27 protein-coding genes are annotated in these 22979 nt (G+C 67.5%); 14 read left to right on the forward strand and 13 right to left on the reverse strand.

Annotated features, from left to right (window positions below):
- A complete protein-coding gene (locus tag P9A17_RS06845) occupies positions 1-723 on the forward strand; it encodes a DUF2071 domain-containing protein (RefSeq protein WP_278037815.1) in 723 nt (240 codons plus the stop codon).
- A 57-nt stretch (positions 724-780) separates the two neighbouring features.
- Positions 781-2316 carry an aldehyde dehydrogenase family protein gene (locus P9A17_RS06850; RefSeq protein WP_278037816.1) on the forward strand — a complete coding sequence of 512 codons (1536 nt, stop codon included), beginning with the start codon at positions 781-783 and terminating at the stop codon, positions 2314-2316.
- 22 nt (positions 2317-2338) lie between these two features.
- Here the strand turns inward: P9A17_RS06850 and P9A17_RS06855 are convergent, their stop codons facing one another.
- Complete coding sequence (locus P9A17_RS06855; protein WP_278037817.1) at positions 2339-3184, reverse strand: NAD(P)-dependent oxidoreductase; 846 nt, start codon at positions 3182-3184, stop codon at positions 2339-2341.
- 9 nt (positions 3185-3193) lie between these two features.
- Positions 3194-3685 (reverse strand): Cys-tRNA(Pro) deacylase, encoded by a 492-nt coding sequence (gene ybaK / locus P9A17_RS06860; RefSeq protein ID WP_278037818.1) that lies wholly within the window; start codon positions 3683-3685, stop codon positions 3194-3196.
- Between the two features lie 237 nt (positions 3686-3922).
- Here ybaK and P9A17_RS06865 point away from each other — a divergent pair, with 237 nt between their 5' ends.
- The 4 genes from P9A17_RS06865 (at position 3923) to P9A17_RS06880 (ending at position 6983) form a co-directional block, all read left to right on the forward strand.
- On the forward strand, positions 3923-4588 hold the full coding sequence (locus tag P9A17_RS06865) for a sigma-70 family RNA polymerase sigma factor (protein ID WP_278038634.1): 666 nt from the start codon (positions 3923-3925) through the stop codon (positions 4586-4588).
- A complete protein-coding gene (gene rsrA, locus P9A17_RS06870; RefSeq protein ID WP_278037819.1) occupies positions 4585-4887 on the forward strand; it encodes a mycothiol system anti-sigma-R factor in 303 nt (100 codons plus the stop codon). The genes P9A17_RS06865 and rsrA overlap by 4 nt, the downstream gene beginning before the upstream one ends.
- 349 nt (positions 4888-5236) lie before the next feature.
- Entirely contained in the window at positions 5237-5452 is a 216-nt protein-coding gene (locus P9A17_RS06875; protein WP_024448589.1) for a biotin/lipoyl-binding carrier protein, read from the forward strand.
- Between the two features lie 40 nt (positions 5453-5492).
- Positions 5493-6983, forward strand: coding sequence for a sensor histidine kinase (locus P9A17_RS06880; protein ID WP_278037820.1), 1491 nt, complete (start codon positions 5493-5495; stop codon positions 6981-6983).
- Positions 6984-7090: 107 nt separating this feature from the next.
- On the opposite strand, the gene whiB1 is transcribed toward P9A17_RS06880, so the two are convergent.
- Positions 7091-7345, reverse strand: a complete 255-nt coding sequence (gene whiB1 / locus P9A17_RS06885) for a transcriptional regulator WhiB1 (RefSeq protein ID WP_260757742.1) — start codon at positions 7343-7345, stop codon at positions 7091-7093.
- A gap of 279 nt (positions 7346-7624) precedes the next feature.
- Complete coding sequence (locus P9A17_RS06890) at positions 7625-8581, reverse strand: diacylglycerol kinase family protein (protein ID WP_278037821.1); 957 nt, start codon at positions 8579-8581, stop codon at positions 7625-7627.
- Positions 8582-8670: 89 nt separating this feature from the next.
- Here P9A17_RS06890 and aroQ point away from each other — a divergent pair, with 89 nt between their 5' ends.
- Positions 8671-9114, forward strand: coding sequence for a type II 3-dehydroquinate dehydratase (gene aroQ, locus P9A17_RS06895; RefSeq protein WP_278037822.1), 444 nt, complete (start codon positions 8671-8673; stop codon positions 9112-9114).
- Complete coding sequence (locus P9A17_RS06900) at positions 9111-9527, forward strand: hypothetical protein (protein WP_278037823.1); 417 nt, start codon at positions 9111-9113, stop codon at positions 9525-9527. The genes aroQ and P9A17_RS06900 overlap by 4 nt, the downstream gene beginning before the upstream one ends.
- Here P9A17_RS06900 and P9A17_RS06905 read toward each other — a convergent pair.
- From P9A17_RS06905 to P9A17_RS06915, 3 genes are read right to left on the reverse strand one after another with little or no spacing between them, the layout of a single operon-like run.
- Positions 9473-9961: a GNAT family N-acetyltransferase gene (locus tag P9A17_RS06905; protein ID WP_278037824.1), complete on the reverse strand. Its 489-nt coding sequence runs from the start codon at positions 9959-9961 to the stop codon at positions 9473-9475. The genes P9A17_RS06900 and P9A17_RS06905 overlap by 55 nt on opposite strands.
- Positions 9958-11055, reverse strand: a complete 1098-nt coding sequence (locus tag P9A17_RS06910; RefSeq protein WP_278037825.1) for an isochorismate synthase — start codon at positions 11053-11055, stop codon at positions 9958-9960. Before P9A17_RS06910 ends, P9A17_RS06905 begins: the two co-directional genes overlap by 4 nt.
- Positions 11052-11663: an acid phosphatase gene (locus tag P9A17_RS06915; RefSeq protein WP_278037826.1), complete on the reverse strand. Its 612-nt coding sequence runs from the start codon at positions 11661-11663 to the stop codon at positions 11052-11054. The genes P9A17_RS06910 and P9A17_RS06915 overlap by 4 nt, the downstream gene beginning before the upstream one ends.
- An 80-nt stretch (positions 11664-11743) precedes the next feature.
- Between P9A17_RS06915 and P9A17_RS06920 the strand changes: the two genes are divergently transcribed.
- On the forward strand, positions 11744-12547 hold the full coding sequence (locus tag P9A17_RS06920) for an AAA family ATPase (RefSeq protein WP_278037827.1): 804 nt from the start codon (positions 11744-11746) through the stop codon (positions 12545-12547).
- Here P9A17_RS06920 and P9A17_RS06925 read toward each other — a convergent pair.
- Both P9A17_RS06925 and P9A17_RS06930 read right to left on the reverse strand, forming a co-directional pair.
- Complete coding sequence (locus P9A17_RS06925; protein WP_278037828.1) at positions 12544-13752, reverse strand: hypothetical protein; 1209 nt, start codon at positions 13750-13752, stop codon at positions 12544-12546. The genes P9A17_RS06920 and P9A17_RS06925 overlap by 4 nt on opposite strands.
- Positions 13753-13760: 8 nt before the next feature.
- Positions 13761-15254: a DEAD/DEAH box helicase gene (locus P9A17_RS06930; protein WP_278037829.1), complete on the reverse strand. Its 1494-nt coding sequence runs from the start codon at positions 15252-15254 to the stop codon at positions 13761-13763.
- A gap of 256 nt (positions 15255-15510) precedes the next feature.
- Here P9A17_RS06930 and P9A17_RS06935 point away from each other — a divergent pair, with 256 nt between their 5' ends.
- Complete coding sequence (locus tag P9A17_RS06935) at positions 15511-16224, forward strand: ferritin-like fold-containing protein (RefSeq protein WP_278037830.1); 714 nt, start codon at positions 15511-15513, stop codon at positions 16222-16224.
- Between the two features lie 8 nt (positions 16225-16232).
- Here P9A17_RS06935 and P9A17_RS06940 read toward each other — a convergent pair whose 3' ends face one another.
- On the reverse strand, positions 16233-17027 hold the full coding sequence (locus tag P9A17_RS06940) for a hypothetical protein (RefSeq protein ID WP_278037831.1): 795 nt from the start codon (positions 17025-17027) through the stop codon (positions 16233-16235).
- Positions 17028-17282: 255 nt separating this feature from the next.
- Between P9A17_RS06940 and P9A17_RS06945 the strand changes: the two genes are divergently transcribed.
- Positions 17283-17537, forward strand: a complete 255-nt coding sequence (locus P9A17_RS06945) for a DUF3107 domain-containing protein (protein WP_278037832.1) — start codon at positions 17283-17285, stop codon at positions 17535-17537.
- A gap of 70 nt (positions 17538-17607) precedes the next feature.
- Here P9A17_RS06945 and P9A17_RS06950 read toward each other — a convergent pair whose 3' ends face one another.
- Complete coding sequence (locus P9A17_RS06950) at positions 17608-18282, reverse strand: TetR/AcrR family transcriptional regulator (RefSeq protein ID WP_278037833.1); 675 nt, start codon at positions 18280-18282, stop codon at positions 17608-17610.
- 236 nt (positions 18283-18518) lie between these two features.
- On the opposite strand from P9A17_RS06950, the gene P9A17_RS06955 reads away from it, so the two are divergent.
- The 3 genes from P9A17_RS06955 to P9A17_RS06965 all read left to right on the forward strand — a co-directional run bounded on the left by P9A17_RS06955 (position 18519) and on the right by P9A17_RS06965 (position 21785).
- Complete coding sequence (locus P9A17_RS06955) at positions 18519-19544, forward strand: DUF3152 domain-containing protein (protein WP_278037834.1); 1026 nt, start codon at positions 18519-18521, stop codon at positions 19542-19544.
- A 171-nt stretch (positions 19545-19715) separates the two neighbouring features.
- Complete coding sequence (moeZ, locus tag P9A17_RS06960; protein ID WP_278037835.1) at positions 19716-20894, forward strand: adenylyltransferase/sulfurtransferase MoeZ; 1179 nt, start codon at positions 19716-19718, stop codon at positions 20892-20894.
- 36 nt (positions 20895-20930) lie between these two features.
- The gene (locus P9A17_RS06965; protein ID WP_278037836.1) at positions 20931-21785 is read left to right on the forward strand and encodes a TIGR02569 family protein; all 855 of its coding nucleotides are present in this window, start codon (positions 20931-20933) and stop codon (positions 21783-21785) included.
- Positions 21786-21856: 71 nt separating this feature from the next.
- Here P9A17_RS06965 and P9A17_RS06970 read toward each other — a convergent pair whose 3' ends face one another.
- Positions 21857-22153 (reverse strand): MGMT family protein, encoded by a 297-nt coding sequence (locus P9A17_RS06970; protein WP_278037837.1) that lies wholly within the window; start codon positions 22151-22153, stop codon positions 21857-21859.
- Between the two features lie 2 nt (positions 22154-22155).
- Positions 22156-22938: an alpha/beta hydrolase gene (locus tag P9A17_RS06975; RefSeq protein WP_278037838.1), complete on the reverse strand. Its 783-nt coding sequence runs from the start codon at positions 22936-22938 to the stop codon at positions 22156-22158.
- Between the last annotated feature and the right edge of the window lie 41 nt (positions 22939-22979).

Raw genomic sequence — 22979 nt, forward strand, 5'->3', positions numbered from 1 at the left:
GTGAACAGTGACGTCCCGGCTCTCGCGCCGCCGTTGCCGCGCCCGGTGACGTTCGCGCAGTTCTGGGCCGACCTGACCTTCCTGCACTGGCCCGTCGACCCTGCCGCCGTCGAACACCTCTTCCCCGTCGGCACCCGTCCCGACCTGTTCGACCGCCAGACCTACGTCGGGCTCGTTCCGTTCGTCATGAACTACACCAAAGTGGCTGGAGTCGTTCGTCTTCCGTACATCGGGTCCTTCGCCGAAACCAACGTGCGGCTCTACTCCGTCGACAGCGCGGGCAGGCACGGTGTGCTGTTCTGCTCGCTGGAGACCGAACGGCTGGCCGTGGTACCGGCGGTCAGGATCGCAATGGGAGTGCCGTACACGTGGGCCAAGATGACCGTCACCCGGTCGCCCGGGCAGATCTCCTACGTGAGCGCGCGGAGATGGCCGCGCCGCGGCCTGCGCAGCCACGTCACCGTGACAGTCGGCGAACCCGTCGAACCGACGCCTCTGGAAATCTGGCTGACCGCACGCTGGGGCGCCCACACCCGCAAAGCGGGCCGCACCTGGTGGGTGCCCAACGACCATCCGACCTGGCGGCTACACAGCGCCGAGATCACCGAACTCGACGACGAACTCATTGCTGCGGCAAGCATTCCCACGTCGGGTCCGATGCTGCGCCCCCTGTTCTCACCTGGCGTCGCGGCCCGATTCGGCCGGCCTGCTGTGGTCCGATGACAATCGAGTAGTCCAAAGACTCGATCGCCGGGCCGTGGATAGGTCGATACTGCGAAGATGACCGACCTGCAGGCGCGTGCTCTCACGACCATCACCGTGCGCAACCCCGCCGACGGCACCATCGCCGGCTCCGTCCCGATCGACGAACCCGACACCGTCGCCGCCAAGGCGCGCGCCCTGCGCGACGCGCAACCCGAATGGGAAGCACTCGGCCCGGACGGCCGCAAGCCCTGGCTCCTGGCGATGCAGGACTGGATCCTCGACAATGCCGAGCGCCTGGCCGACGTCCTGCAGTCCGAAACGGGCAAACCCCGCACCGAGGCGACGATGGAACCGCCGCTGTGCGGCGACCTGCTCAAGTACTGGGCGCGCAACGCAGAGCGCTTCCTCGCCGACCGTCACCCGGCGTCCCACAGTCCGCTCGGCAAGGTGAAGCGACTGACCACCGTCTACCGGCCCTATCCTGTCGTCGGCCTGATCATCCCTTGGAACTTCCCGCTGCTCAATGTCGCACTCGACGGGGTCGCTCCGTTGGCCGCCGGCGCCGCGGTGCTGTTGAAACCGTCCGAGGTCACACCGCTGAGCGCCGTCGAGTTCGCCCGCGGCTGGTCGGAAATCGGTGCACCACAAGTACTCTCACTGACCACCGGGTATGCCGAGACCGGGGCCGCAGTGATCGCGAACTCCGACTGCGTGCACTTCACCGGATCGACGGCAACCGGCCGCAAGGTCGCGGTGGCGTGCGCGGAGCGGCTGATCCCGTGCTCGCTGGAGCTGGGCGGCAAGGACCCCGCGATCGTGCTCGCCGATGCCGACCTCGACCGTGCGGCGGCCGGCATCGCGTGGGGCGGGATGTTCAACTCCGGCCAGGTGTGCGTATCCGTCGAGCGCGTGTACGTCGAAGCCCCGGCGTACGACGAGTTCGTCGGCAAGCTCACCGACGAAGTCGGTCGGCTGCGGCAGGGCCAGGACGATGACGGCTACCGCTTCGATGTCGGGGCGATGGCCACATCGGCGCAGCGCGACATCGTCGAGCGTCACGTCGAGGGCGCTGTCGCCGACGGGGCCCGCATCACCACCGGCGGCAAGCCCACCGGCGTCGGGACCTTCTTCCAGCCAACGGTTCTCGCCGATGTCACCCAGTCGATGGCGTGTGTCAACGAGGAGACGTTCGGCCCGACCCTCCCCGTGGTCAAGGTCGCCGACGAGGAGGAAGCCATCCGGCTGGCCAACGATTCCACCTACGGTCTGTCGGCGTCCGTGTGGACGGCTGACCTCGCGCGCGGGGAACGGATCGCACGCCGCCTCGAAGCCGGCGCCGTCAACATCAACGACGTCCTGTCCAACGGGTTCAGCTTCGCGTTGCCGATGCCGGGGTGGAAGAACTCGGGCGTCGGTTCCCGCAACGGCGGTCCCGACGGGATCCTGAAATACTGCCGCCCGCAAGCGATCACCGCTCCGCGTATCCCCACGCAGTCGCGCGAGATCAACTGGTACCCGTACTCGCGCCGCAAGACGAAGGTGTTCACCGGCGTCATCCGCGCGGCGGCCGGTCGGGGCTGGCGCCGTCTCGGGATCACGCCACGCCGCTAGCCGCGGCGAAGCGCGGCGAAACCTAGGGGCCCGTGTAGCCCGGGGGATTGGCCGACTCGACCCAGAAATCCACGCCGAGGTCGGAGCCCGGGATGCAGTCGTACACCGACAGGTCGGTGACGCCGGACTCCAGCAGCACGTCCTCGCACAGCAGCGTGTTGCCCGTGTAGCTCGACGGCTTGGTCAGGATCGCGTACGCCGCATCGGAGTACACCTCGGGCTTGCGGGAGCGTGCCATCGACTCGTCCCCGCCCAGCAGGTTCTGCACGGCGGCGGTAGCGACCATGGTGCGGGGCCACAGGGTGTTGGAGGCGATCCCGGCGCCGCGAAGTTCTTCGGCAATTCCCAACGCGCACAACGTCATCCCGAACTTCGCCATCATGTACGGCGTCGGCTTGAGCCACTTCGACTCGAGCAGGATCGGCGGTGACAACGTCAGAATGTGCGGGTTGTCGCGCCCTTTCATGTGTGGGATGCACGCCTGCGACACCGCGTAGGTGCCGCGCACCTGGATGCCGTTCATCAGGTCGAAGCGCTTGAGCGGCACATCTTCGATGGAGCCGAGGTTGATCGCCGAGGCGTTGTTCACGCAGATGTCGATGGCGCCGAACTGTTCGACGGCCGCGGCCACCGCCGCCGCCACCGAATCGCCGTCGCGGACGTCACCGACGATGGGCAGCGCCTGACCGCCGGCCTCCTCGATCTCCTTGGCCGCGGTGTAGACGGTTCCCGGCAGCTTCGGGTGGGGTTCGGCGGTCTTGGCGACCAGCGCGATGTTGGCGCCGTCCGCGGCGGCCCGCTTGGCGATCGCCAGCCCGATACCGCGGCTGGCGCCTGAGATGAACATGGTCTTTCCCGCGAGTGACATGGCCCAACACTAGACAGCGCAGATATCGGCGGTGACGGCATTGGTCAGCCGCACCAGGTCGGCAGGGTGGAGCGAGACGTCCCAGCCGCGCTTCCCAGCGCTGCACAGCACGCGGTCCCACCGCAGCGCCGATGCGTCGACGACCGTCGGCAGCGCCCGGCGCTGCCCGAGAGGGGAGATCCCGCCCACGACGTAGCCCGACGAGCGCTGCGCATCGGCCGGATCGGCCATCGACGCCTTCGCCGCGCCCAGCGCCGCCGCCGCGGCTTTGAGCGACAACTTCGACGGGACGGGGAGCACGGCCACCGCGAGCCCTGTGGGCAGCGCGACGACGAGCGTCTTGAAGATCTGTTCGGGGACCAGACCGCCGGCCTGCGCGAGCTCGTTGACCGCCTCGTCGCCGAACGAGTCGGCACGCGGGTCGTGCTTGTACTGCACGACGTCGTGGGTGACGCCGGCGGCCACCAGGGCGGCGATCGCCGGGGTTGCTGCGCGTGCCACCCGCTCAGCGTAGGGGCGGGAACAACGACCCCTGTGACCGCTGTTGTTCACGACAGCTGTGATGGGCCTTCGTGGCCGGTCAGGGTCAGTAGTCGGTGTCTACCTTTAGGATCAACAGAAGGGGATTTGATGGTGCCAGTGATGGCCATGGAGGCCCCGTCGCGTTCGGTGCACGTGCTGGACGTGATCGGTGATGCCGCTACTGAGCGGGTTAGGGAAGGGACGGTGTTCCCCAGAATGACCGAAACCAACGGGTCGGCCCCTGAGGCCACCCTGGACGCAGACGCGGTTCCGGTCCGCGAAGAGACCGACGCCGAGCTGACCGCTCGTTTCGAGCGCGATGCGATTCCGATGCTCGATCAGCTCTACGGCGGCGCTCTGCGCATGACGCGCAACCCCGCCGACGCCGAGGACCTGTTGCAGGAAACGATGGTCAAGGCCTACTCGGGATTCCGCTCGTTCCGCGAGGGCACCAACCTGAAGGCGTGGCTGTACCGGATCCTGACCAACACCTACATCAACAGCTACCGCAAGAAGCAGCGCCAGCCGTCGGAGTATCCGACCGACGAGATCACCGATTGGCAGCTGGCAGCCAACGCCGAGCACTCCTCGACGGGGCTGCGGTCGGCCGAGGTCGAAGCGTTGGAGCTGTTGCCTGACAACGAAATCAAGGAAGCCCTACAGGCGCTGCCGGAAGAGTTCCGGATGGCGGTGTACTACGCCGACGTCGAGGGCTTCCCCTACAAGGAGATCGCCGAAATCATGGATACGCCGATCGGGACGGTGATGTCGCGGTTGCATCGCGGCAGGCGTCAACTGCGCGAGTTGCTGGCCGGCGTGGCCCGTGACCGTGGTTTCATCCGGGGTGAGCAGCTCGATGCAGCGGAGGAGGTCATCTCATGAGCGACGCCACCGAAGATCGCTGGACCCCTCCGGTAGGCCCGATCGACCCCGAGCATCCCGAGTGTGCGGCTGTCATAGCCGAGGTGTGGACGCTGCTCGACGGCGAATGCACGGTCGAGACGCGCGACAAGCTCAGGGTCCACCTCGAAGAGTGCCCGACGTGCCTGCGGCATTACGGCGTCGAGGAGAAGATCAAGAATCTGATCGCCACCAAGTGCAGCGGCGAGCGGGCTCCTGAGAGCTTGCGTGAGCGGCTACGCATCCAGATCAGCCAAACCACCATCATCCGGCGGGGCTGACGCTGTCGGCAGACACAGAACCGCCCGGCCACTCCACAGAGTGCCGGGCGGTTGTTTGTCGAGCGGTCCGACTAGCGGCCCACTGACTTCGAGCCTGCGTTGGGCCGCTTGCCGTGGTTGGCCTTCGAGTGCTTGCGGTCACGCTTCTTACGGCCACGCTTGGCCATGATGTACCTCCGGTATTGGTCGGGTATCGGATCAGAACCGTCCCGTTGAACGGGCCGAGTTGCCCCTATTGTCGCATGCTTTGCCGACACCGATTTCGCCGCGGGCTGTGACCGGCGACATCGGTAGCAACGGTGTGGTTCGATAGACGCGTCCAGCACCAGCGTTAGTGAGTGGGGTGAAGATGGCCGAGGATGTTCGCGCGGAAATCGTGGCCAGTGTGCTCGAGGTCGTGGTTCACGAAGGCGATCAGATCGGTGAAGGCGACACCCTGGTGCTGCTCGAGTCGATGAAGATGGAGATCCCGGTCCTTGCGGAGGTCGCCGGGACGGTCAGCCAGGTCAGCGTGTCCGTCGGCGACGTCATCCAGGCCGGCGACCTCATCGCCGTCATCAGCTAGCGCCCCGCCCGGATCCCGAATCCTGTCGTCGCGGTAAGCCATGTCCACCCTCGGTGATCTGCTCGCCGAGCACACCATCCTGCCCGGAAACGCGGTCGACCACCTGCATGCTGTCGTCGGCGAATGGCAGCTGCTGGCCGACCTCTCGTTTGCCGACTACCTGATGTGGGTGCACCGCGACGACGGCATGGTGGTGTGCGTCGCGCAGGTGCGGCCCAACACCGCGCCAACCGTGCTGCTCGCCGATGCCGTCGGCACGCTCGCCGAGTCCGAAGACCTTCCGATCGTCGCGGCCGCGTTCCGTTCCGGTGCCATCGGCCGCGCCACCGTCGAGGGCGAACTCGGCGCACCCGGTCTCAACGTCGAAGCCGTCCCGGTGCGGTACAAGAGCGACGTCGTCGCCGTCCTGACCCATCAGACGTCCCTGGCGCCGCGGCAGGCCAGCCCGCTGGAGGCCGCCTACGTCGACTGCGCCGGCGACCTGCTGCACATGCTGTCCGAGGGCACCTTCCCCAACGTGGGTGATCTGGCGATGTCGCGGTCGAGCCCCCGCGTCGGGGACGGCTTCATCCGGCTCGACGAGGCCGGTGTCGTGGCGTTCGCCAGCCCGAACGCGATCTCGGCGTATCACCGCATGGGGTTGTCCGCCGAACTCGAGGGCCACAACCTCGTCAGCGTCACGCGACCCCTGATCGCCGACACCTTCGAAGCCCAGGAGATGGCCAATCACATCCGTGATTCGCTCGCTGGCGGCTCGAGCATGCGCATGGAGCTGGATGCAGGCGGAGCCACCGTTCTGCTGCGCACGTTGCCGCTGGGGGTGCACGGGGTGGGTGTGGGTGCCGCCGTCCTCATCCGGGATGTCACCGAGGTGAAGCGCCGCGACCGCGCGCTGCTGTCAAAGGACGCGACGATCCGCGAGATCCACCACCGCGTGAAGAACAATCTTCAGACCGTCGCCGCGCTGTTGCGCCTGCAGGCCCGCCGCACGACGAATCCTGAAGGGCGCGAAGCGCTGATGGAATCTGTGCGACGGGTGTCGTCCATCGCTCTGGTGCACGACGCACTGTCGATGTCGGTCGACGAGGAGGTCAACCTCGACGAGGTGATCGACCGCATCCTGCCGATCATGAACGACGTCGCTGCCGTCGACTCCCCGATCCGCATCAATCGCGCCGGCGATCTCGGTGTCCTCGACGCGGACCGGGCGACCGCGCTGATCATGGTCATCACCGAACTCGTGCAGAACGCCATCGAGCACGCCTTCGACGCCACGGCGCCGCAGGGTTGCGTGACGATTCGCGCCCAGCGGTCCGCGAGGTGGCTCGACGTGATCGTCCACGACGACGGACGCGGTCTCCCTGACGGATTCAGCCTGGAGAAGTCGGACCGGCTCGGTCTTCAGATCGTCCGCACGCTGGTGTCGGCGGAGCTGGACGGGTCATTGGGGATGCACGACGGCGCCGACGGCGGGACGGACGTCGTGCTGCGCGTACCGATCGGTAGACGCGTTCGCGTCAGCCAATACTGACCGCACTGGCTAATTTCGCTAACGAATGCAATTCGGTGTAATTCAGAACACAAAGTGACGGCCCCGACTTTCGTCGGGGCCGTCACTTTGTTAAGTCGGTTCGGGGCTCAGACTCCGGTGCGGGCCTTGGTCCGCGCATTGCGACGCTTGAGGGCGCGACGCTCGTCCTCGCTCATGCCGCCCCACACGCCCGCATCCTGGCCGGACTCCAAAGCCCAGCTCAGGCAGTCCGCCGTCACGGGGCAGCGGTTGCAGACGAGCTTCGCGTCAGCGATCTGGGCAAGGGCCGGGCCGCTGTTCCCCACGGGGAAGAACAGTTCCGGATCCTCGTCGCGACAGACCGCCTTGTGGCGCCAATCCATAAGATCTAACTCCTCTTAATCATCAGGTGTGCGCGCGACAAAGGCGCACGAGCTTTACTTCGGCTGTTAACGCAAGCGCACCAAATGTTTCTGCGCTGTTGCATGAGATGCTTTCACAGGCTGAACAGATGTCAATAGCAGTTGGTTAACACGTGGGCAATGTCACTGCCTAGGACCGTTACCGGACCCCTAACTCCGTTGTACTACACTCAATCCAGCTGCGCCCTGATTCGGCCCTGGCAATGACCTGGTAACCGCGGTTTGCGCAGTTCAAACCTCTTATTTACCGAATTTTCGCGCGGGTGCGACGACGGCGAGAGCGTCGGGCACCGAGGTGAACTCCATCTTTTCGCGCTTGCCGACGAAATCTCCGTCGATCTGGCAGGCCACGGGGGTGTCACTGCTCACCGTGAGCCAGGCGAGGCTGTCGTCACGGATCAGATGCTTGGCTTCCAGGCGTGGCCTGCGCGAGTTCATCTGCCGTACCAGGCCCAGATTCGCCCAGACATTCATGCTGGTCGTCGCGAACACGCCCAGGCCCGTCTCGAAGGTCGTGTCCGGGTTCGTCCACACCGGCCGCGAATTGGCGTAGGTCCAGGGGCTGGAATTCGACACGAATGCGAAATGCACGCCGGAAACCGGCTCCTGGCCGGGTAGATGCAGCGTCAGATGCGGCTCCCTGCGCGCGCTGGCCAGCACCTCACGGATCGCGACCCGGACGTAGCGGGACGCGGTGACCTTGCGGCCCTTCTCGCGCTGCGCCTCGACGGCGGCGACGACATCGCCGTCGACACCCATGCCCGCGGTGAAAACACCCCAGCGTTCGCCGCAGTCCATCAGGCCGATCCGCCGCCAGGTCCCGCCGCGCCGGTAGTCGCCGAGCAGGTCGACGAGCTGGTTGGTCGCCTCCGTCGGGTCCGGGCTGATGCCGAGAGCGCGGGCGAAGACGTTCGCCGAACCGCCGGGCACCACACCCACCGCCGGGCCGGCGGTGCCGGGCCCGCATTCCCCGAGGATCCCGTTGACGACCTCGTTCACCGTGCCGTCCCCGCCGTGCACGATCAGCACGTCGACGCCGTCGCGCGCGGCCCGCTGTGCGATCTCGATGGCATGGCCTCGATGGTCGGTGTGGGCGACGGTCAGGCGGACGCGGCTTTCCAGTGCGTGGGCCAACAGATCGCGCCCGGCAGGCGTCGTCGAGGTCGCATTGGGGTTGACGATCAGCACGGCACGCACGGGGCCCCAGCCTAACGGGGCCGCAGGCGCAGCAGCTCATGGAGCGATCAAGCAGCCGTTCCGACACACTGCGCCGGTACCGTACAACGGTGACCGAACGCCGACTGCTCCTCGTCAACGGCCCGAACCTCAACCTGCTGGGCACCCGGCAACCCGAGGTGTACGGCTCGACGACGCTGGCCGAGATCGAGGCGAGCGTGACCGAGGCCGCCGCTGCGCATGACCTCAAGGTGCGCGCGATGCAGAGCAATCACGAGGGTGAGCTCGTCGACGCCATCCAGGCCGCGCGCACCGACTGTGTCGGCATCATCATCAACCCCGCCGCATACAGCCACACCTCCGTGGCCATCGCGGACGCGCTGCGGTCGGTCGACCTGCCTGTCGCCGAGGTGCACCTGAGCAACATCCACGCCCGCGAAGAGTTCCGGCACCATTCGTACGTATCCGCCGTCGCCGACATGGTGGTGGCCGGCGCAGGGCCCCTGGGCTATCGGATGGCCGTCGAGTACCTCGTGAGCAGGCTCGCCGAGTGACGCCCCGTCCGGTTCGCGTCGCGGGCGGAATCGCCGCTCTGGAAGGCGTTCTGGCGATCGTGATGGCGATCGTGCTGGTCGTGCGGGAAGCCGCCGGGCATCACGAGGTCGCGATCAGTGGTTACGGCACCGCGGCCTGGTTCGCGATCATGGGCTCGGGTGTGGCGGCGTCGGGCTGGGCGCTGGTCACCGGTCGCCGGTGGGGGCGTGGCATCGCCGTGTTCGCGAACCTGATTCTGCTGCCGGTGGCCTGGTATGTGTTCACTTCAGGCTGGTTGCTGATCGCCGTCGTGGTGGCGGCTGTGGCCGTTACGGTGCTGGCGTGTCTGTTCAGCCCGTCGGGACTGCAGTGGCTGACTCAGGCGCCGGACTCGGCCGCCAGATCCGACAGTTCGGGTCCCGACACCCTGTAGGTGATCCACTCGCTCTGCGGCTTCCCGCCGACGGCGTCGTACAGCGCGATCGCGTTGACGTTCCAGTCGAGGACCGCCCAGCTCAGCCGCGTGTAGCCGTTTTCGACGCATTCGTGGGCCAGGGTGGCGAGAAGCTTGCGGGCGAGGCCACGTCTGCGGAACTGGGGACGGACGAACAGGTCCTCAAGGTAGATCCCGGCCACACCGTCCCACGTGGAGAAGTTGCGGAACCACAGCGCTGCCGCCGCAGCCTGCCCGTCCACCTCGACCAGATGTCCGCGGACGGTGGGGTCCGGCCCGAAAAGCGCGTCTGCCAGCTGACTTTCGGTCACCGTGCACTCGTCTGCGGCATGCTCGAACTCGGCGAGCTCGTGGATCATCGCCGACAGTTCGGTCTCGTCGCCGCGGCGGACGGGGCGAACGTGTTCACTCATGATTCGACTCCCAGCGCCGACAGGATGGTCCGGAACTTCGTGGTGGTCTCGTCGACTTCGTCGTCGGGATCGGATTCGGCGACGATGCCGCCACCGGAATGCGCCGTGGCGGTACGCCGGTCGGCGGACAGTTGCGCACACCGGATCGACACCACCCAGCGTCCGTCGCCGCGCTGATCGCACCACCCCACGGTGCCGGCATAGAAGCCGCGGTCGCCCTCGATGTCGTCGATCAACGCGACGGCCTGATCGGTGGGGGAGCCGCCAACCGCGGGTGTGGGATGCAGGGCGACAGCGAGATCCAGTGCGGTGGTTGACTTTTCGCGAACCCGTCCGGAGATCGGGGTGTACAGGTGCCAGACCGCGGCGGTCTTGCTGAGGGCGGGTCGTTCGGCGATCTCCAGGTCCGTGCACAACGGTTCGAGTGCGGCGCGCAGCGCGTCGACCACCAGTTGGTGCTCGTGGCGGTTCTTCGCCGAATCGGCCAGCGCCGCGCCGCCGGCCGCGTCCTCGTCGGGGTCCGCCCGGCGTGGGGCCGAACCGGCGAACGGACGGCAGAACATCTGCGGGCCGCGACGGGCCACCAGCAGCTCGGGGCTGGCCCCCACCAGAACGGTTCCCGAGTAACCGTCGCCCGCCGCCGATAGATCCACGAGATACTTGGTGGCCTGCGCGTCCTTGGCCGCCAGTCGGTGCAGCACCGTCCTGGCGTCCAGCCTGCCGTCGGCGGTCAGCCGGAGTGCGCGCGCAAGTACGACCTTGTGCAGGTCGTCGGCCGGATCGCCCAACCGGGCCAGCGCGGTTCGGATACGCCGACGGTGCTCGTCGGCGTCGGGCGTGGTCTCGGTGACCTCCACGGTGGGCAGGTCGCGCAGCGGCCACTCCGGCAGCGCATCGGTGAACCGCACCGACTGCGGCCTGATGAGCGCAGCTGGCTGGGTCAAGTCGAAAGGCAAGGCGCCCAGCACAATTGGTGCGCTGTGCGAAGCCAAGGCGGCTCGTGCCTCGGCAATGTGCGGGAAGGCGGTGTGCACACCGTCAGCAACGACCGCCCCGTCGGGGCCGTCGAAGACGAACGTGGGTTCGCGCGTCACGTCGACACGGCGGGATTGGGATGGCCGGTCTGCGCGAGCGCGCTGAGCTGGCGGACACCGTGTTCGAAACCGCACACCGCGATGGATGCGGCGGGCATCGCGAACCGGATGCCCTCGTAGACGGGCTGCTCGATCCACCGGGTGATCACCGAGCGGGAGAAGTGCCCGTGTCCGACGAACACGACGTCGCGGGATTCCATGTGCTGCAACGCCACGTCGATGGCACGGTCGGCGCGTTCGCAGACCTCCGCTGAGGTCTCGCCGCCGGGACAACCGTGCGTCCACACCAGCCAGTTGGGTACCGCCTTGCGGATGTCGGCGGTGGTGGTGCCTTCGTAGTCGCCGTAATCCCATTCGCTGATCAACGGGCTGATCTCGTCGACGGTCAGACCCGCCAATTCCGCGGTGGTCCTGGCGCGAATCCGGGGGCTGCTGATGACGTACGGGTCATCGAGTTGCATCTGCTTCAGCGTGTCTGCGGCGGCCTCGGCCTGGACACGGCCATGCTCGGTGAGCTCGAGTTCGGTCGTGCTCGTATGCTTGCCCGATTTCGACCACTCGGTTTCGCCGTGCCGGAGCAGGATCAGGCGGTGCTGCAGAAGGCCCACAACGCTCGATTCTGCCGTACGCCGCAGATTCCTCGGTGCGTGCGGGCGAAGATGCACAGGGGAGGACAACAAATGTCAGGATGTGGATTGTGACGCGGGTACTTGCGGTCGCCAATCAAAAAGGTGGAGTTGCCAAAACGACGACGGTGGCGTCGTTGGGCGCAGCAATGACCGAGCAGGGCAAGAAGGTATTGCTTGTCGACCTCGACCCGCAGGGCTCGCTGACCTTCTCGCTGGGGCACGACCCGGACAAACTGCCGGTCTCCGTGCACGAGGTTCTTCTCGGTGACGTGGAACCCGACGCGGCCCTGGTCCAGACGCCGGAAGGCATGACACTGCTGCCCGCCAACATCGACCTCGCCGGGGCCGAGGCGATGCTGCTGATGCGCGCCGGCCGCGAGCACGCGCTCAAGCGGGCGCTCGACAAAGTGAGTGCCGACTTCGACGTCGTGATCATCGACTGCCCGCCCTCGCTGGGCGTGCTGACGCTCAATGGGCTGACCGCCGCCGACGAGGTCGTCGTACCGCTGCAGTGTGAGACGCTCGCGCACCGAGGCGTGGGTCAGTTCCTGCGCACGGTGTCCGACGTGCAGGCGATCACCAACCCGAATCTGACGATGCTGGGTGCGTTGCCGACGCTCTATGACTCCCGCACCACACACAGCAGGGACGTGCTGTTCGACGTGGTCGACCGCTACAACCTGCCGGTGCTCGCCCCGCCGATCCCACGCACCGTCCGCTTCGCCGAGGCCAGCGCCTCGGGTGCATCGGTGCTCACCGGCCGCAAGAACAAGGGTGCGGTGGCCTACCGGGAGTTCGCCTCGGCACTGCTGAAGCACTGGAAGACCGGCAAAGCACTGGCGACGTTCACCCCCGAGGTCTAACCCAGGGCCACGAGTTCTGAGCCCCGCTGCTCGAGCAACGTCGACCCGGCCACTGCCGGCACCACGGGACCGTCCACGGGGGGACGCTGCACCGCGATGTGCTTGTCGCCGGTCCCCGTCTCCGGGTCGAAGACGTCGTAGCCGGTGGTGACGGGCACGAGCAGCTTGCCGGCCATGAGAGTGGCCGGCCCCACCGGTGCGTCGTCTCCCGACGCCGCGACGGTGTATTTGTACTGAAGGTTGTTGGCGGAGAACACCATCAGCGCGTTGCCCGTCCACCACGTGATGAGATCGCCGGCCCGCGAGGCCGTCGCCCCGGCCGAGGGAAGGCCGTCGACGATCGTGGTGTCGACCGTCGCGCCGGTGTCGTCGATGACATCGAGCCGCGGCTTGGGTGTCGGGACGTAGAGCGCGGTGTAGGTGTCGGTCACCGCCACGACCCTGGCTCCGGTGCCGTCGGCCACGCCGTTCTGCTGCGCGTACTTCACCTCGGGGCTGTCTTCTTCGTCGGACGGACGCAGCAGCGTCAGACGCAGATCCTGGTTGTCGCAGGCCTCCAACACCGACACCGAGCTGGAGCTCGCGCCCGCGGATACGAAGCGGCACAGCGGCGACGCCGGCACCCCGGGTTTGATCGGCGCGTCGAGAGCCCCGTAGCTGAGCATCCGCACCATGTCGGAACGCCACATCTCCAACCGTGTCTCACCGGCCGACAGCACGGTCGAGCCGTCGCCCGACAACGTGACGCGGGGATCGGAGTAGCTGGTTCGCGACGGGCCACGAAGACCGGTCTTGGCGTCGACGGTGCTGACCTGTCCGCACCCGCGCACATCGGGGTAGACGCCCACCGCGTAGTTGTAGACGTAGGTGACGCCGCACAGCTCGAGGTCGCGGGTGTAGCTCCACAGGACGTCGCCGGTGGCCGGGTCTCGGCCCTCCATCCCGTTGCCGTCACCGGTGACGACTGCCCCGGTGACCACGAGCGGCTGCGTGGTCTTCCCGCTCGGAGCGGTCCACTTCTGCTCGAGCGAATCGGGAACGGAGATGGCAGGTTTCAGGCTCGGCACCGGCTCCGCGGCGGGACGGTTGACGGTGGCTCTGGCATCGCTGGTCCACCACACGACGGCTGCTACGACGGCGACGACCACGACGATCGCCCCCGCCACCATCAGGTCCGCCCGAGTGCGGCGTTCGGGTTTGACCACGTGGGCCGTTAGCTGGTGCCTGCGGCCGCGGCCTTGCTCGGCCGGCGGCGACGGCGACGACGCGCGGGACGCGCACCGCCCTCGGTCGTCTCGGCACCGGCGTCGGTGTCCTCGGATGCGGGCTGCTCGGTCGTCCCTTCGACGTGGCCGCTGACGGACTGGCCGCCACGGGTGCGCCGACGGTTGCGATTGCGTGCGGGCTTCTCACGCGCCTCGCGGGGCTCACGCGGCTCGCGGGGCTCCTTGTCGGCGGTGCGCTTCGGCTTCCCGATCGACCCTCCGGCGTCGGTCGGGATCTTCAGCTCTTCGTACAGGTGCGGCGAGCTGGAGTACGTCTCGGCGGGGTCGGGTGTTTCCAGCCCGAGGGCTTTGTCGATCATCGTCCAGCGCGGAAGCTCGTCCCAGTCGACGAGCGTGACGGCGATGCCGGTCTTGCCGGCGCGGCCGGTGCGGCCGATGCGGTGCACGTAGGACTGCTCGTCCTCGGGGATCTGGAAGTTGATGACGTGGGTGATGTCGTCGATGTCGATACCGCGGGCCGCGACGTCGGTGGCGACCAGAACGTCGACCTGGCCGGTACGGAACGCCTTGAGTGCCTTCTCGCGCGCTCCCTGGCCGAGGTCGCCGTGCACTGCGCCGACTTTGAAGCCGCGCTCGCCGAGTTCGTCGGCGACCTTCTGGGCGGTGCGCTTGGTGCGGGTGAAGATCATCGTGGCGCCGCGGCCCTCGGCCTGCAGGATGCGGCTGACCATCTCGACCTTGTCGAGTGCGTGCGCCCGGTAGGCGAACTGCTCGGTGGTGTCGTGTGTGGCCGAGCCTTGAACGCCCTCCGCGCGAATGTGCGTCGGCTGGGTCATGAACGTGCGGGCCAGCGTGATGATGGGGTCCGGCATGGTCGCCGAGAACAGCATCGCCTGACGCTTGTCCGGGATCTGCTTGAGGATCCGCTCGATGTCGGGGAGGAAGCCCAGATCGAGCATCTCGTCGGCCTCGTCGAGGACCAGCGTCGAGAGCCCGCCGAGCTGCAGGTGGCCCTGCTGGGCGAGGTCGAGGAGGCGGCCGGGGGTGCCGACGACGACGTCGACGCCCTTCTGCAGCGCTTCGATCTGCGGCTCGTAGGGGCGTCCACCGTAGATCGAGGTCACGGTCAGCTTGCGGGACTCATCGGCCATGAGGTACTTCGACGCGCCGACGAGGTCTTCGTACACCTGGATACAGAGTTCGCGGGTGGGGACGACGACGAGGGCGCGCGGGATCCCGGTCAGGGGACGCTCGGTGTCGGTGCTGATCCGGTGCAGCAGCGGCACGCCGAAGGCGAAGGTCTTGCCCATGCCGGTGCGGGCCTGGCCGATCAGGTCGTCGCCGGCCAGCGCCAGGGGCAGTGTCAGCTCCTGGATCGCGAAGGCGTGTTCGATGCCTTTCTCGGCGAGCGCGCGCACGATCTCGTCGCGGACGCCGAGTTCGGCGAATGTCGGGGTGGGATGCGGGGTTACGGGAGTCATGCTCGGTAAACGAAGCCTTTCACTATTCAATCCTCATGCGTTTCCACGCGCGCATGAAGTTGTGAAGTGAGAACTTCCGGGCCCTGCGCTGAGGGGGCGGGCCGCCTACATGCACGCACATTTCCAAGGTGTCTGCGGCGAGAGCTGCCGGCGTGACCTGGGTTGATCCGTCGGTATTCGCACCGACACCACCGCCATGGTAGCTGGTCGCCTGCTCAGAAGCGGCATCGCCGCGGGTGGCCATTAGAGTTGGGCCATGACTTCGACGCCGCCTGCGGCCGCTGCATCCGCTTCTGCGGGCGAGCCCGAGGGGGCGGACGGACCCCGTGTGTCGCTCGGCCACGACGGCATCAACGAGCTGTTCGCGCTCCTCGCCTACGGCGAAGTCGCCGCGTTCTACCGGCTGACCGAAGAAGCCAGGATGGCGCCCAACCTGAACGGCCGGATCAACATGGCGAGCATGGCGGCCGCGGAGATGAACCACTACGAGGTGCTTCGCGACGCGCTGGAGCGGCGCGGTGTCGACATCGTCCCGGCGATGACGAAGTACGCGTCCGCGCTGGAGAACTATCACCGCCTGACCACGCCGAGCACATGGCTGGAGGCGCTGGTCAAGACCTATGTCGGGGATGCGCTCGCCGCGGATTTCTATCTGGAGATCGCCGACGTGATGCCCGACGAGGTCGCCGACGTGGTCCGTTCGGTGCTGGCCGAGACGGGACATTCGCAGTTCGTCGTCGCCGAGGTCCGGGCGGCGGTGACGGCCAGCGACCGTCAGCGCCACCGGCTGGCGCTGTGGTCGCGGCGGCTGCTCGGCGAGGCGATCACCCAGGCCCAGTTCGTCCTGGCCGACCATGACGAACTCGTCGACCTGGTCATGGCAGGCGGGGGACTGTCGCAGATGACCGGCTTCTTCGAACGGCTGCAGCAGACCCACAGCAGCCGCATGCAGGAACTCGGCCTGGCCTGACGTCAGGCCTATCGCGTGCAGTTGGTGATGATCGAGTTGTTGTTCTGCACGGCGATCAATGAACCGTTGGCGTCGAGGATCGCGCAGTTGAGCTGACCCGACACGCTGGTCGCGGTCACCGAGCTCAGCGAGACGCCCGGGTTCAGCACGATCGTCTTCGTCCACGGCAGCGCCGCGTTCACATCGGTCTGCAGTGCGCCCTGCGCGTCGGTGTAGATCACCGTCACGAGGTCGAGCAGTGCGCGATTGCCGGTGATCCGGTAGGTGACGGTTCCGGGCACGGCGGCTGCCGGCGGCGGCGCGGCCTGCGGTGCAGGCAGCACAGGAGCCGGTGCGGCGGGCGCGGCGACCACGGGGGCCTCAGCGCTCGGGGTCACGGTGGTCACCGTCTCCGCGGGCAGGGACGGGGCAGCCGGGGCGGCAGCGCGCGGGGCCGGCGCCGCTGACGGTTCGGGTGCGCTGGAGGTCGGCAGCGGGGACGCGACCGTCGCCGACACCGAACCGCTGTCGCCGCCACCCAGGATCATGCTGGCGGTGATCACGGCGACGAACAGGATCGCGCCTGCCACGCCGCCGATCCACATCCACCGACGGTCGAGCCGGGCCTCGTCGATGTAGTCGTCGTAATTCTCCGCGGCGTCGTAGCCGTCGCCGGGGTACGGGGGCAGCGCGTCGGTGTCCAGGTCGTCGTAGCCGTCTGGATCCGTCCCGTAGCTGCCGCGCCGGCCGCTGCCTCGCGGGGTGCGGATGCGCTCCGTCGGCGTCAGAGAATACGGTGATTGCGCGGTATAAGACCTGTTCATGCCACTTTCCCAGTTGCCTGAATCCGTTTTCGTGGCCGATGCTACTGAGACGGAAGTGACCAGTGGGACTGACGCGCCTTCATCGCGGTCACGGTCGGGACTCGGTTCGGTCGCCGCGCTGTTATGGCCGCGACAGCGGGTGCGCGACGACGCCGTTCGCTGGCCGCGTACGAGGCCGCCCGGCGGCGGCCTATTTCGCCGACGTCCACTAGCCTCCTTGGAGTAGACGAGCACACGAACAGAAGGGTTCTCACCGTGGAGGTCAAGATCGGTGTCACCGACAGCCCGCGCGAGCTGGTTTTCGCCAGCGCACAGACGCCGGCCGAGGTGGAGAAGTTGGTCACCGACGCGCTGAGTGGCGAACCCGCCGTCCTCGGTCTCACCGACGAGAAGGGGCGACGGTTCCTCGTGCAGTCCGCGCGGATCGCCTACGTCGAGATCGGTGCCGCCGATTCGCGTCGCGTCGGGTTCGGTGTGAACGCGCTGGGCGCTGAGGTCACGAAGGGCTAGCCGACGGCGTTCCCGCGGCGCGTACTCACGAGAAGCGCTGCGGGAACGCAGCTTCGGCGAACTGGCGGGATCAGGACCGCGTCATGGGGACGTGTGACAACCCGCCCCAGATGAACTGCACAGTGCCTTCGACGGCGTCGTCCTTCTCGATCGGGCGCTCGTTGTTGAGCCAGTACCGCGCCGAGTCGACACTGATGCTGACCAGCCCGACGGCGATCATCCGCGCACGGTGTGGCTCGAGCCCGGAATCGTGGCTGATGAGGTCGAACACCGCATCGGTGCAGGACTCGGTCGCGACCTTGACCTGCGCGGCGACCTGGGGTTCGGTCACGTAATCGTTCTCGAAGATCAGCCGGTAGCCCTGGCTGTCGTGCTCGATGAAGTCGAAGAACGCCTGCACGGCTGCGCGGACACGCTGACGGTTGTCGGTGGTGGTCCGCAACGCCTGCCGCACACCGGAGACGAGATTGTCGACGTGCCGGTTCAGGACGGCCAGGTACAGCTCGACCTTGGACGAGAAGTGTTGGTAGAGAACGGGTTTACTGACGCCTGCGCGGTCGGCGATCTCGTCCATGCCTGCGGCGTGATAGCCGCGATCGACGAAAACCTCGCTGGCGGCAGCCAGCAGCTGCCCACGGCGCTCGTCACGCGGCAGACGGTTGCCGCGCCGGGCCACGGCGGGGGAACCGGTGCCGTTCGCCGGCTGGCCTCCGCGCCGCTGCGCCGTCTTGGCGACTTCCCTCATCAGAACCTCGAGATCTACTCACCGGCGCGACCGGCGTCATGAATTCGCTTCGAATGACAGTACTACCGTTGGCTGACCATACGCCGCAGGACAGCTGGCCCCGTCGCTCCGCGACGTTCGGACCTGCGTTCTGTGGCAGTTGGGAGTCCGCTTCGGTGGCGCGCCAGAGCAGCAACTCTGTTGACCTGTGTCATCCTGTCTCGGTGACCTACGACCCCCGCACGCGAGGAGGGGACGTGGGTCCGGGGCGCCCGGGGAACAGCCGCGCACCGGTGCTGCATGACGAGTGGCGGGAGCCGCTTCGCGCGCAACGGGACCCGCTGGCCGAGCAGCCGGGCCGGGTCCGCGCCAACCGGGACGAGCGCGCGCACTGGCGCAAGCAGACCTGGATCGGACGTTTCGTCTCCACCTACGGATGGCGGGCGTATGCACTGCCGCTTCTGGTGGTGCTGACCGTGGTCGTCATCTATCAGACGATCACCGGCACCAGCGCGCCGCCGGCCGTCGATGAGGAAGGGCCAGTGCAGGGGCCGCCGACGATCGGCATGGCCAGTACTGCGATCGTCGGTGCACCGCCCAAGGGGCTCACGGAGTTCGATGCGAGCCTGCCGACGGGGATCCTGCCGCAAGGCGGTGCGTTCACCGAGGCCGGCGCCCGCACCTGGCATGTCGTGCCGGGCGGCTACCCGCAGATCGGGCAGGGCACCACGAAGGTCTTCACCTACACCGTCGAGGTCGAGGACGGCATCGACACGACCAGCTTCGGCGGCGACGAAGGTTTCGCCCGGATGGTCGATGAGACGCTGACCAACCCGAAGAGCTGGACGCACAACCCCGAGTTCGCGTTCACGCGAGTTGACGCCGCATCAGGGGTGGATCCCGATTTCCGGGTGTCGCTCACGTCACCGATGACGATCCGCGACGGCTGCGGCTACGACATCCAGCTCGAGGCGTCCTGCTACAACCCGGCGTTCGAGGGGGAGTCGCGGGTGTTCCTCAACGAGGCGCGCTGGGTTCGCGGCGCGGTGCCGTTCCAGGGGGACATCGGCTCGTATCGGCAGTATGTGATCAACCACGAGGTCGGCCATGCCATGGGATACGCCCGGCACGAGCAGTGCCTGGAGAACGGCGCGCTGGCGCCGATCATGATGCAGCAGACGTTCTCCACGGCCAACAACGATGCGGCGAAGTTCGACCCCGGCACGGTGACGGCCGACGGGCTGACATGCCGTTTCAATCCGTGGCCGTATCCGATCGCCTGATTTCCGCAAGACCTGCACCGCGAGCGCACGTGTTTGTACGCTGACGCGCCGCAAATCCCGTACCTGTGTGCGCGCTCGCCGCATTCGAGCGCGCGGGAAGCGATAGGGCCTCGTTGCTGTTGAGATTTAGACCTGCTGAGATGGTGGATAGCCCAACCAAGGAGATTGTCGGTGTCATCACCGTTGCCGCCGCTGGTCAAGCCAGCGGCTGAACTCACTCGCGAAGAGGTCGCGCGCTACAGTCGCCACCTCATCATCCCTGACCTCGGCCTTGACGGGCAGAAGCGGTTGAAGAACGCCCGCGTCCTCGTCATCGGCGCCGGCGGGCTCGGATCGCCCACGCTGCTGTATCTCGCCGCCGCAGGCGTCGGCACCATCGGCATCGTCGAGTTCGACGTCGTCGACGAATCCAACCTGCAGCGCCAGATCATTCACGGCCAGTCCGACATCGGGCGCTCCAAGGCGCAGAGCGCCAAGGAGTCGGTCCTCGAGGTCAACCCGCTCGTCAACGTCAATCTGCACGAGTTCCGTCTCGAACCGGACAACGCGGTCGAGCTCTTCGAGCAATACGACCTGATCCTCGACGGCACGGACAACTTCGCGACCCGCTACCTCGTCAACGACGCCGCGGTGCTGGCCGGCAAGCCCTACGTGTGGGGTTCGATCTACCGCTTCGAAGGCCAGGTCTCGGTCTTCTGGGAGGACGCGCCCAACGGCCTGGGCCTGAATTACCGCGACCTCTACCCGGAGCCCCCGCCACCCGGCATGGTGCCGTCGTGCGCCGAGGGCGGCGTCCTGGGCATCCTCTGCGCGTCGATCGCGTCGGTGATGGGCACCGAGGCCATCAAGCTGATCACCGGAATCGGTGAGCCGCTGCTGGGCCGTCTGATGGTGTACGACGCGCTCGACATGAGCTACCGCACGATCAAGATCCGCAAGGATCCGGCCACGCCGAAGATCACCGAGCTCATCGATTACGAGGCGTTCTGCGGTGCCGTGTCCGACGAGGCCGCCGAGGCCGCCGCGAATTCCACCATCACGCCTCGCGAGCTGCGCGAGCTGCTGGACTCCGGCAAGCCGGTGGCATTGATCGACGTGCGCGAGTCCGTCGAGTGGGACATCAACCACATCAAGGGCGCCGAGCTGATCCCGAAGGGTGCGTTCGAAACCGGTGAGGCGCTGTCGAAGCTGAAGGTCGATCAGACCCCGGTGTTTTATTGCAAGACCGGGGTGCGGTCGGCCGAGGTGCTCGCCATCGTGAAGAAGGCGGGCTTCTCCGACGCGCTGCACGTGCAGGGCGGAATCGTGGCTTGGGGCAAGCAACTCGAACCCGACATGGTGATGTACTAACGCTGGGTTGGGCATCGCTGCGCTTACGCTGTTGCGGTGACCGCAGAGCGCCCGCCAGAGCACGTACTCGCAGCTTTCGGGCTGTCCGGAGTGCAACCGGCCCCGCTCGGATCGAGCTGGGAGGGTGGCTGGCGCTGCGGCGAGGTCGTGCTGTCGATGGTTGCCGACCATGCCCGCGCCGCTTGGTCGGCGAAGATCCGGGAGACGTTGTTCGTCGACGGGGTGCGGCTGGCCCGGCCCGTCCGCTCGACCGACGGTCGCTACGTGGTCGCGGGCTGGCGGGCCGACACCTACGTCGCGGGCACCCCTGAGCCGCGCCACGACGAAGTCGTCTCTGCCGCAGTGCGGTTGCACGAGGCGACGGCGAAACTGGAGCGCCCCCGGTTCCTGACTCAGCCGCCGATCGCGCCGTGGGGTGACGTCGACGTATTCATCGCCGCCGATCGGGCCGCGTGGGAGGAACGCCCGCTGCATTCGCTTCCGCCGGGCGCGCAGGTCGGACCGGGCAGCGCGGACGGCCAGAAGTCCATCGAGCTGATCAACCAGCTCGCGACGCTGCGCAGGCCGACGAAGAGTCCCAGCCAGCTGGTGCACGGGGACCTTTACGGCACAGTGCTTTTCGCCGGAACGGCGGCGCCGGGGATCACCGACATCACGCCGTACTGGCGTCCGCCGGCGTGGGCCGCCGGTGTGGTCGTGGTTGACGCGATCGCCTGGGGCGAGGCGGATGACGCGCTGATCGAGCGCTGGTCCGCGCTGCCGGAGTGGCCGCAGATGCTGTTGCGGGCCTTGATGTTCCGTCTCGCCGTGCACGCACTGCACCCGCGGTCGACGGCTGCCGCCTTCCCCGGTCTGTCCCGCACCGCCGCGCTGGTGCGCCTGGCTCTCTGAGCCGGGCCGCGGAATAGCATTCCGGGCTGTGGTCCGGCCCGGTTCAGCAGCCCTGGCTTCTCGCTCGCGAGTCAGAAGGTGTGACGGTGCTCGGCCAGTGAGATTCTGCCGTCGTCGGCGAGCACGCCCTCGGCGCGCAATCGTTCCAGCTGACGGGTCTCCAGATGCGGGGCGGGACGTCCCGTCGCCTTGATCACCCGATGCCAGGGCAGATCCGATGAGTCGGTGCGCATGATCCACGCGACGATGCGCGGGCTGGAAAGCCCTGCAGCGTCAGCGATATCACCGTAGGTCGACACCCGGCCGGACGGAATCGAGGCGACGAGACCACGGACCGTCTCGACCTGCTCCTCGGTGATGGCGGCCATCGTCAGCCCAGCAGGTCCCGGATGGCGGCGGCCGTTTCGGCGGGTTTGGCCAGCGGCACCATGTGGTCGCAATCCCATTGCAGCAGAGTGAACTTTGGGCCGATCGCCGTTTCGAGGCCGGCGATCAGATCATCGCTGGCATACGGCGGTTCCGTGTAGGTGGCTCGCACCAGCGTGGTCGGGGTGCCGGTTGCCGGGACGGCGACGGGCCGTGTCAACTCGCTCCAGTAGCACAGCATCGCGGGGATGGAGATGCGCCAACCCACCCGTCCGTCTGCCGCATCGACGAGGTGTTCGTCGAGTTCGCGTTCGAGTTCGTCCTCGGCGACCTCGCTCCAGGACCCGCCGACCTTCTCCTGGCGGGCCTCCTCGCGATCGGTGTAGTCGGGGGAGCCGTACATGTCGTCGGCGACTTCCCGCATCCACCGGCCGTCGAGTGCCACCGCAGGATCCAGCAGGACCAGTCCGGCGACCAGATCCGGCCGGGCCGCAGCGAGGTTCAGCGCGACCGCTCCGCCGAACGAGTGGCCGGTGACGACGACCGGGCCGTCCGCTTCGGCATCGAGTAGGCCGGCCAGTGCCGCGACGTTCGCGTCGATCGTCCACGGCGCATCCCACGACGAGCGGCCGTGCCCGAGGAGGTCGGGGGCGACGGCGGGAACGCCGGGCAGGTGCTGGGCGAACAGGCTTTCCCAGCGTTTGCCGTGTCCGGTCAGGCCGTGGATCGCCAGCACACGCGGCGGCCCGGAGGGCCCGTAACGGTAGGTGCACAACACGTCGGTCACAACGACGATGCTGCCAGGCCCGCCGGCCGCCGGCCTCGTGA

Origin of the sequence: Mycobacterium sp. 236(2023), from assembly GCF_029623955.1 — a bacterium.
Classification (GTDB): Bacteria; Actinomycetota; Actinomycetes; order Mycobacteriales; family Mycobacteriaceae; genus Mycobacterium.

Coding starts and splice junctions, on each gene's coding strand:
- P9A17_RS06850 (WP_278037816.1), top strand. CDS start 781: ATGACCGACCTGCAGGCGCGTGCTCTCACGACCATCACCGTGCGCAAC.
- P9A17_RS06855 (WP_278037817.1), bottom strand. CDS start 3,184: ATGTCACTCGCGGGAAAGACCATGTTCATCTCAGGCGCCAGCCGCGGT.
- P9A17_RS06865 (WP_278038634.1), top strand. CDS start 3,923: ATGACCGAAACCAACGGGTCGGCCCCTGAGGCCACCCTGGACGCAGAC.
- rsrA (WP_278037819.1), top strand. CDS start 4,585: ATGAGCGACGCCACCGAAGATCGCTGGACCCCTCCGGTAGGCCCGATC.
- P9A17_RS06875 (WP_024448589.1), top strand. CDS start 5,237: ATGGCCGAGGATGTTCGCGCGGAAATCGTGGCCAGTGTGCTCGAGGTC.
- P9A17_RS06880 (WP_278037820.1), top strand. CDS start 5,493: ATGTCCACCCTCGGTGATCTGCTCGCCGAGCACACCATCCTGCCCGGA.
- whiB1 (WP_260757742.1), bottom strand. CDS start 7,345: ATGGATTGGCGCCACAAGGCGGTCTGTCGCGACGAGGATCCGGAACTG.
- P9A17_RS06905 (WP_278037824.1), bottom strand. CDS start 9,961: ATGAGTGAACACGTTCGCCCCGTCCGCCGCGGCGACGAGACCGAACTG.
- P9A17_RS06920 (WP_278037827.1), top strand. CDS start 11,744: ATGTGGATTGTGACGCGGGTACTTGCGGTCGCCAATCAAAAAGGTGGA.
- P9A17_RS06930 (WP_278037829.1), bottom strand. CDS start 15,254: ATGACTCCCGTAACCCCGCATCCCACCCCGACATTCGCCGAACTCGGC.
- P9A17_RS06935 (WP_278037830.1), top strand. CDS start 15,511: ATGACTTCGACGCCGCCTGCGGCCGCTGCATCCGCTTCTGCGGGCGAG.
- P9A17_RS06940 (WP_278037831.1), bottom strand. CDS start 17,027: ATGAACAGGTCTTATACCGCGCAATCACCGTATTCTCTGACGCCGACG.
- P9A17_RS06950 (WP_278037833.1), bottom strand. CDS start 18,282: ATGAGGGAAGTCGCCAAGACGGCGCAGCGGCGCGGAGGCCAGCCGGCG.
- P9A17_RS06970 (WP_278037837.1), bottom strand. CDS start 22,153: ATGGCCGCCATCACCGAGGAGCAGGTCGAGACGGTCCGTGGTCTCGTC.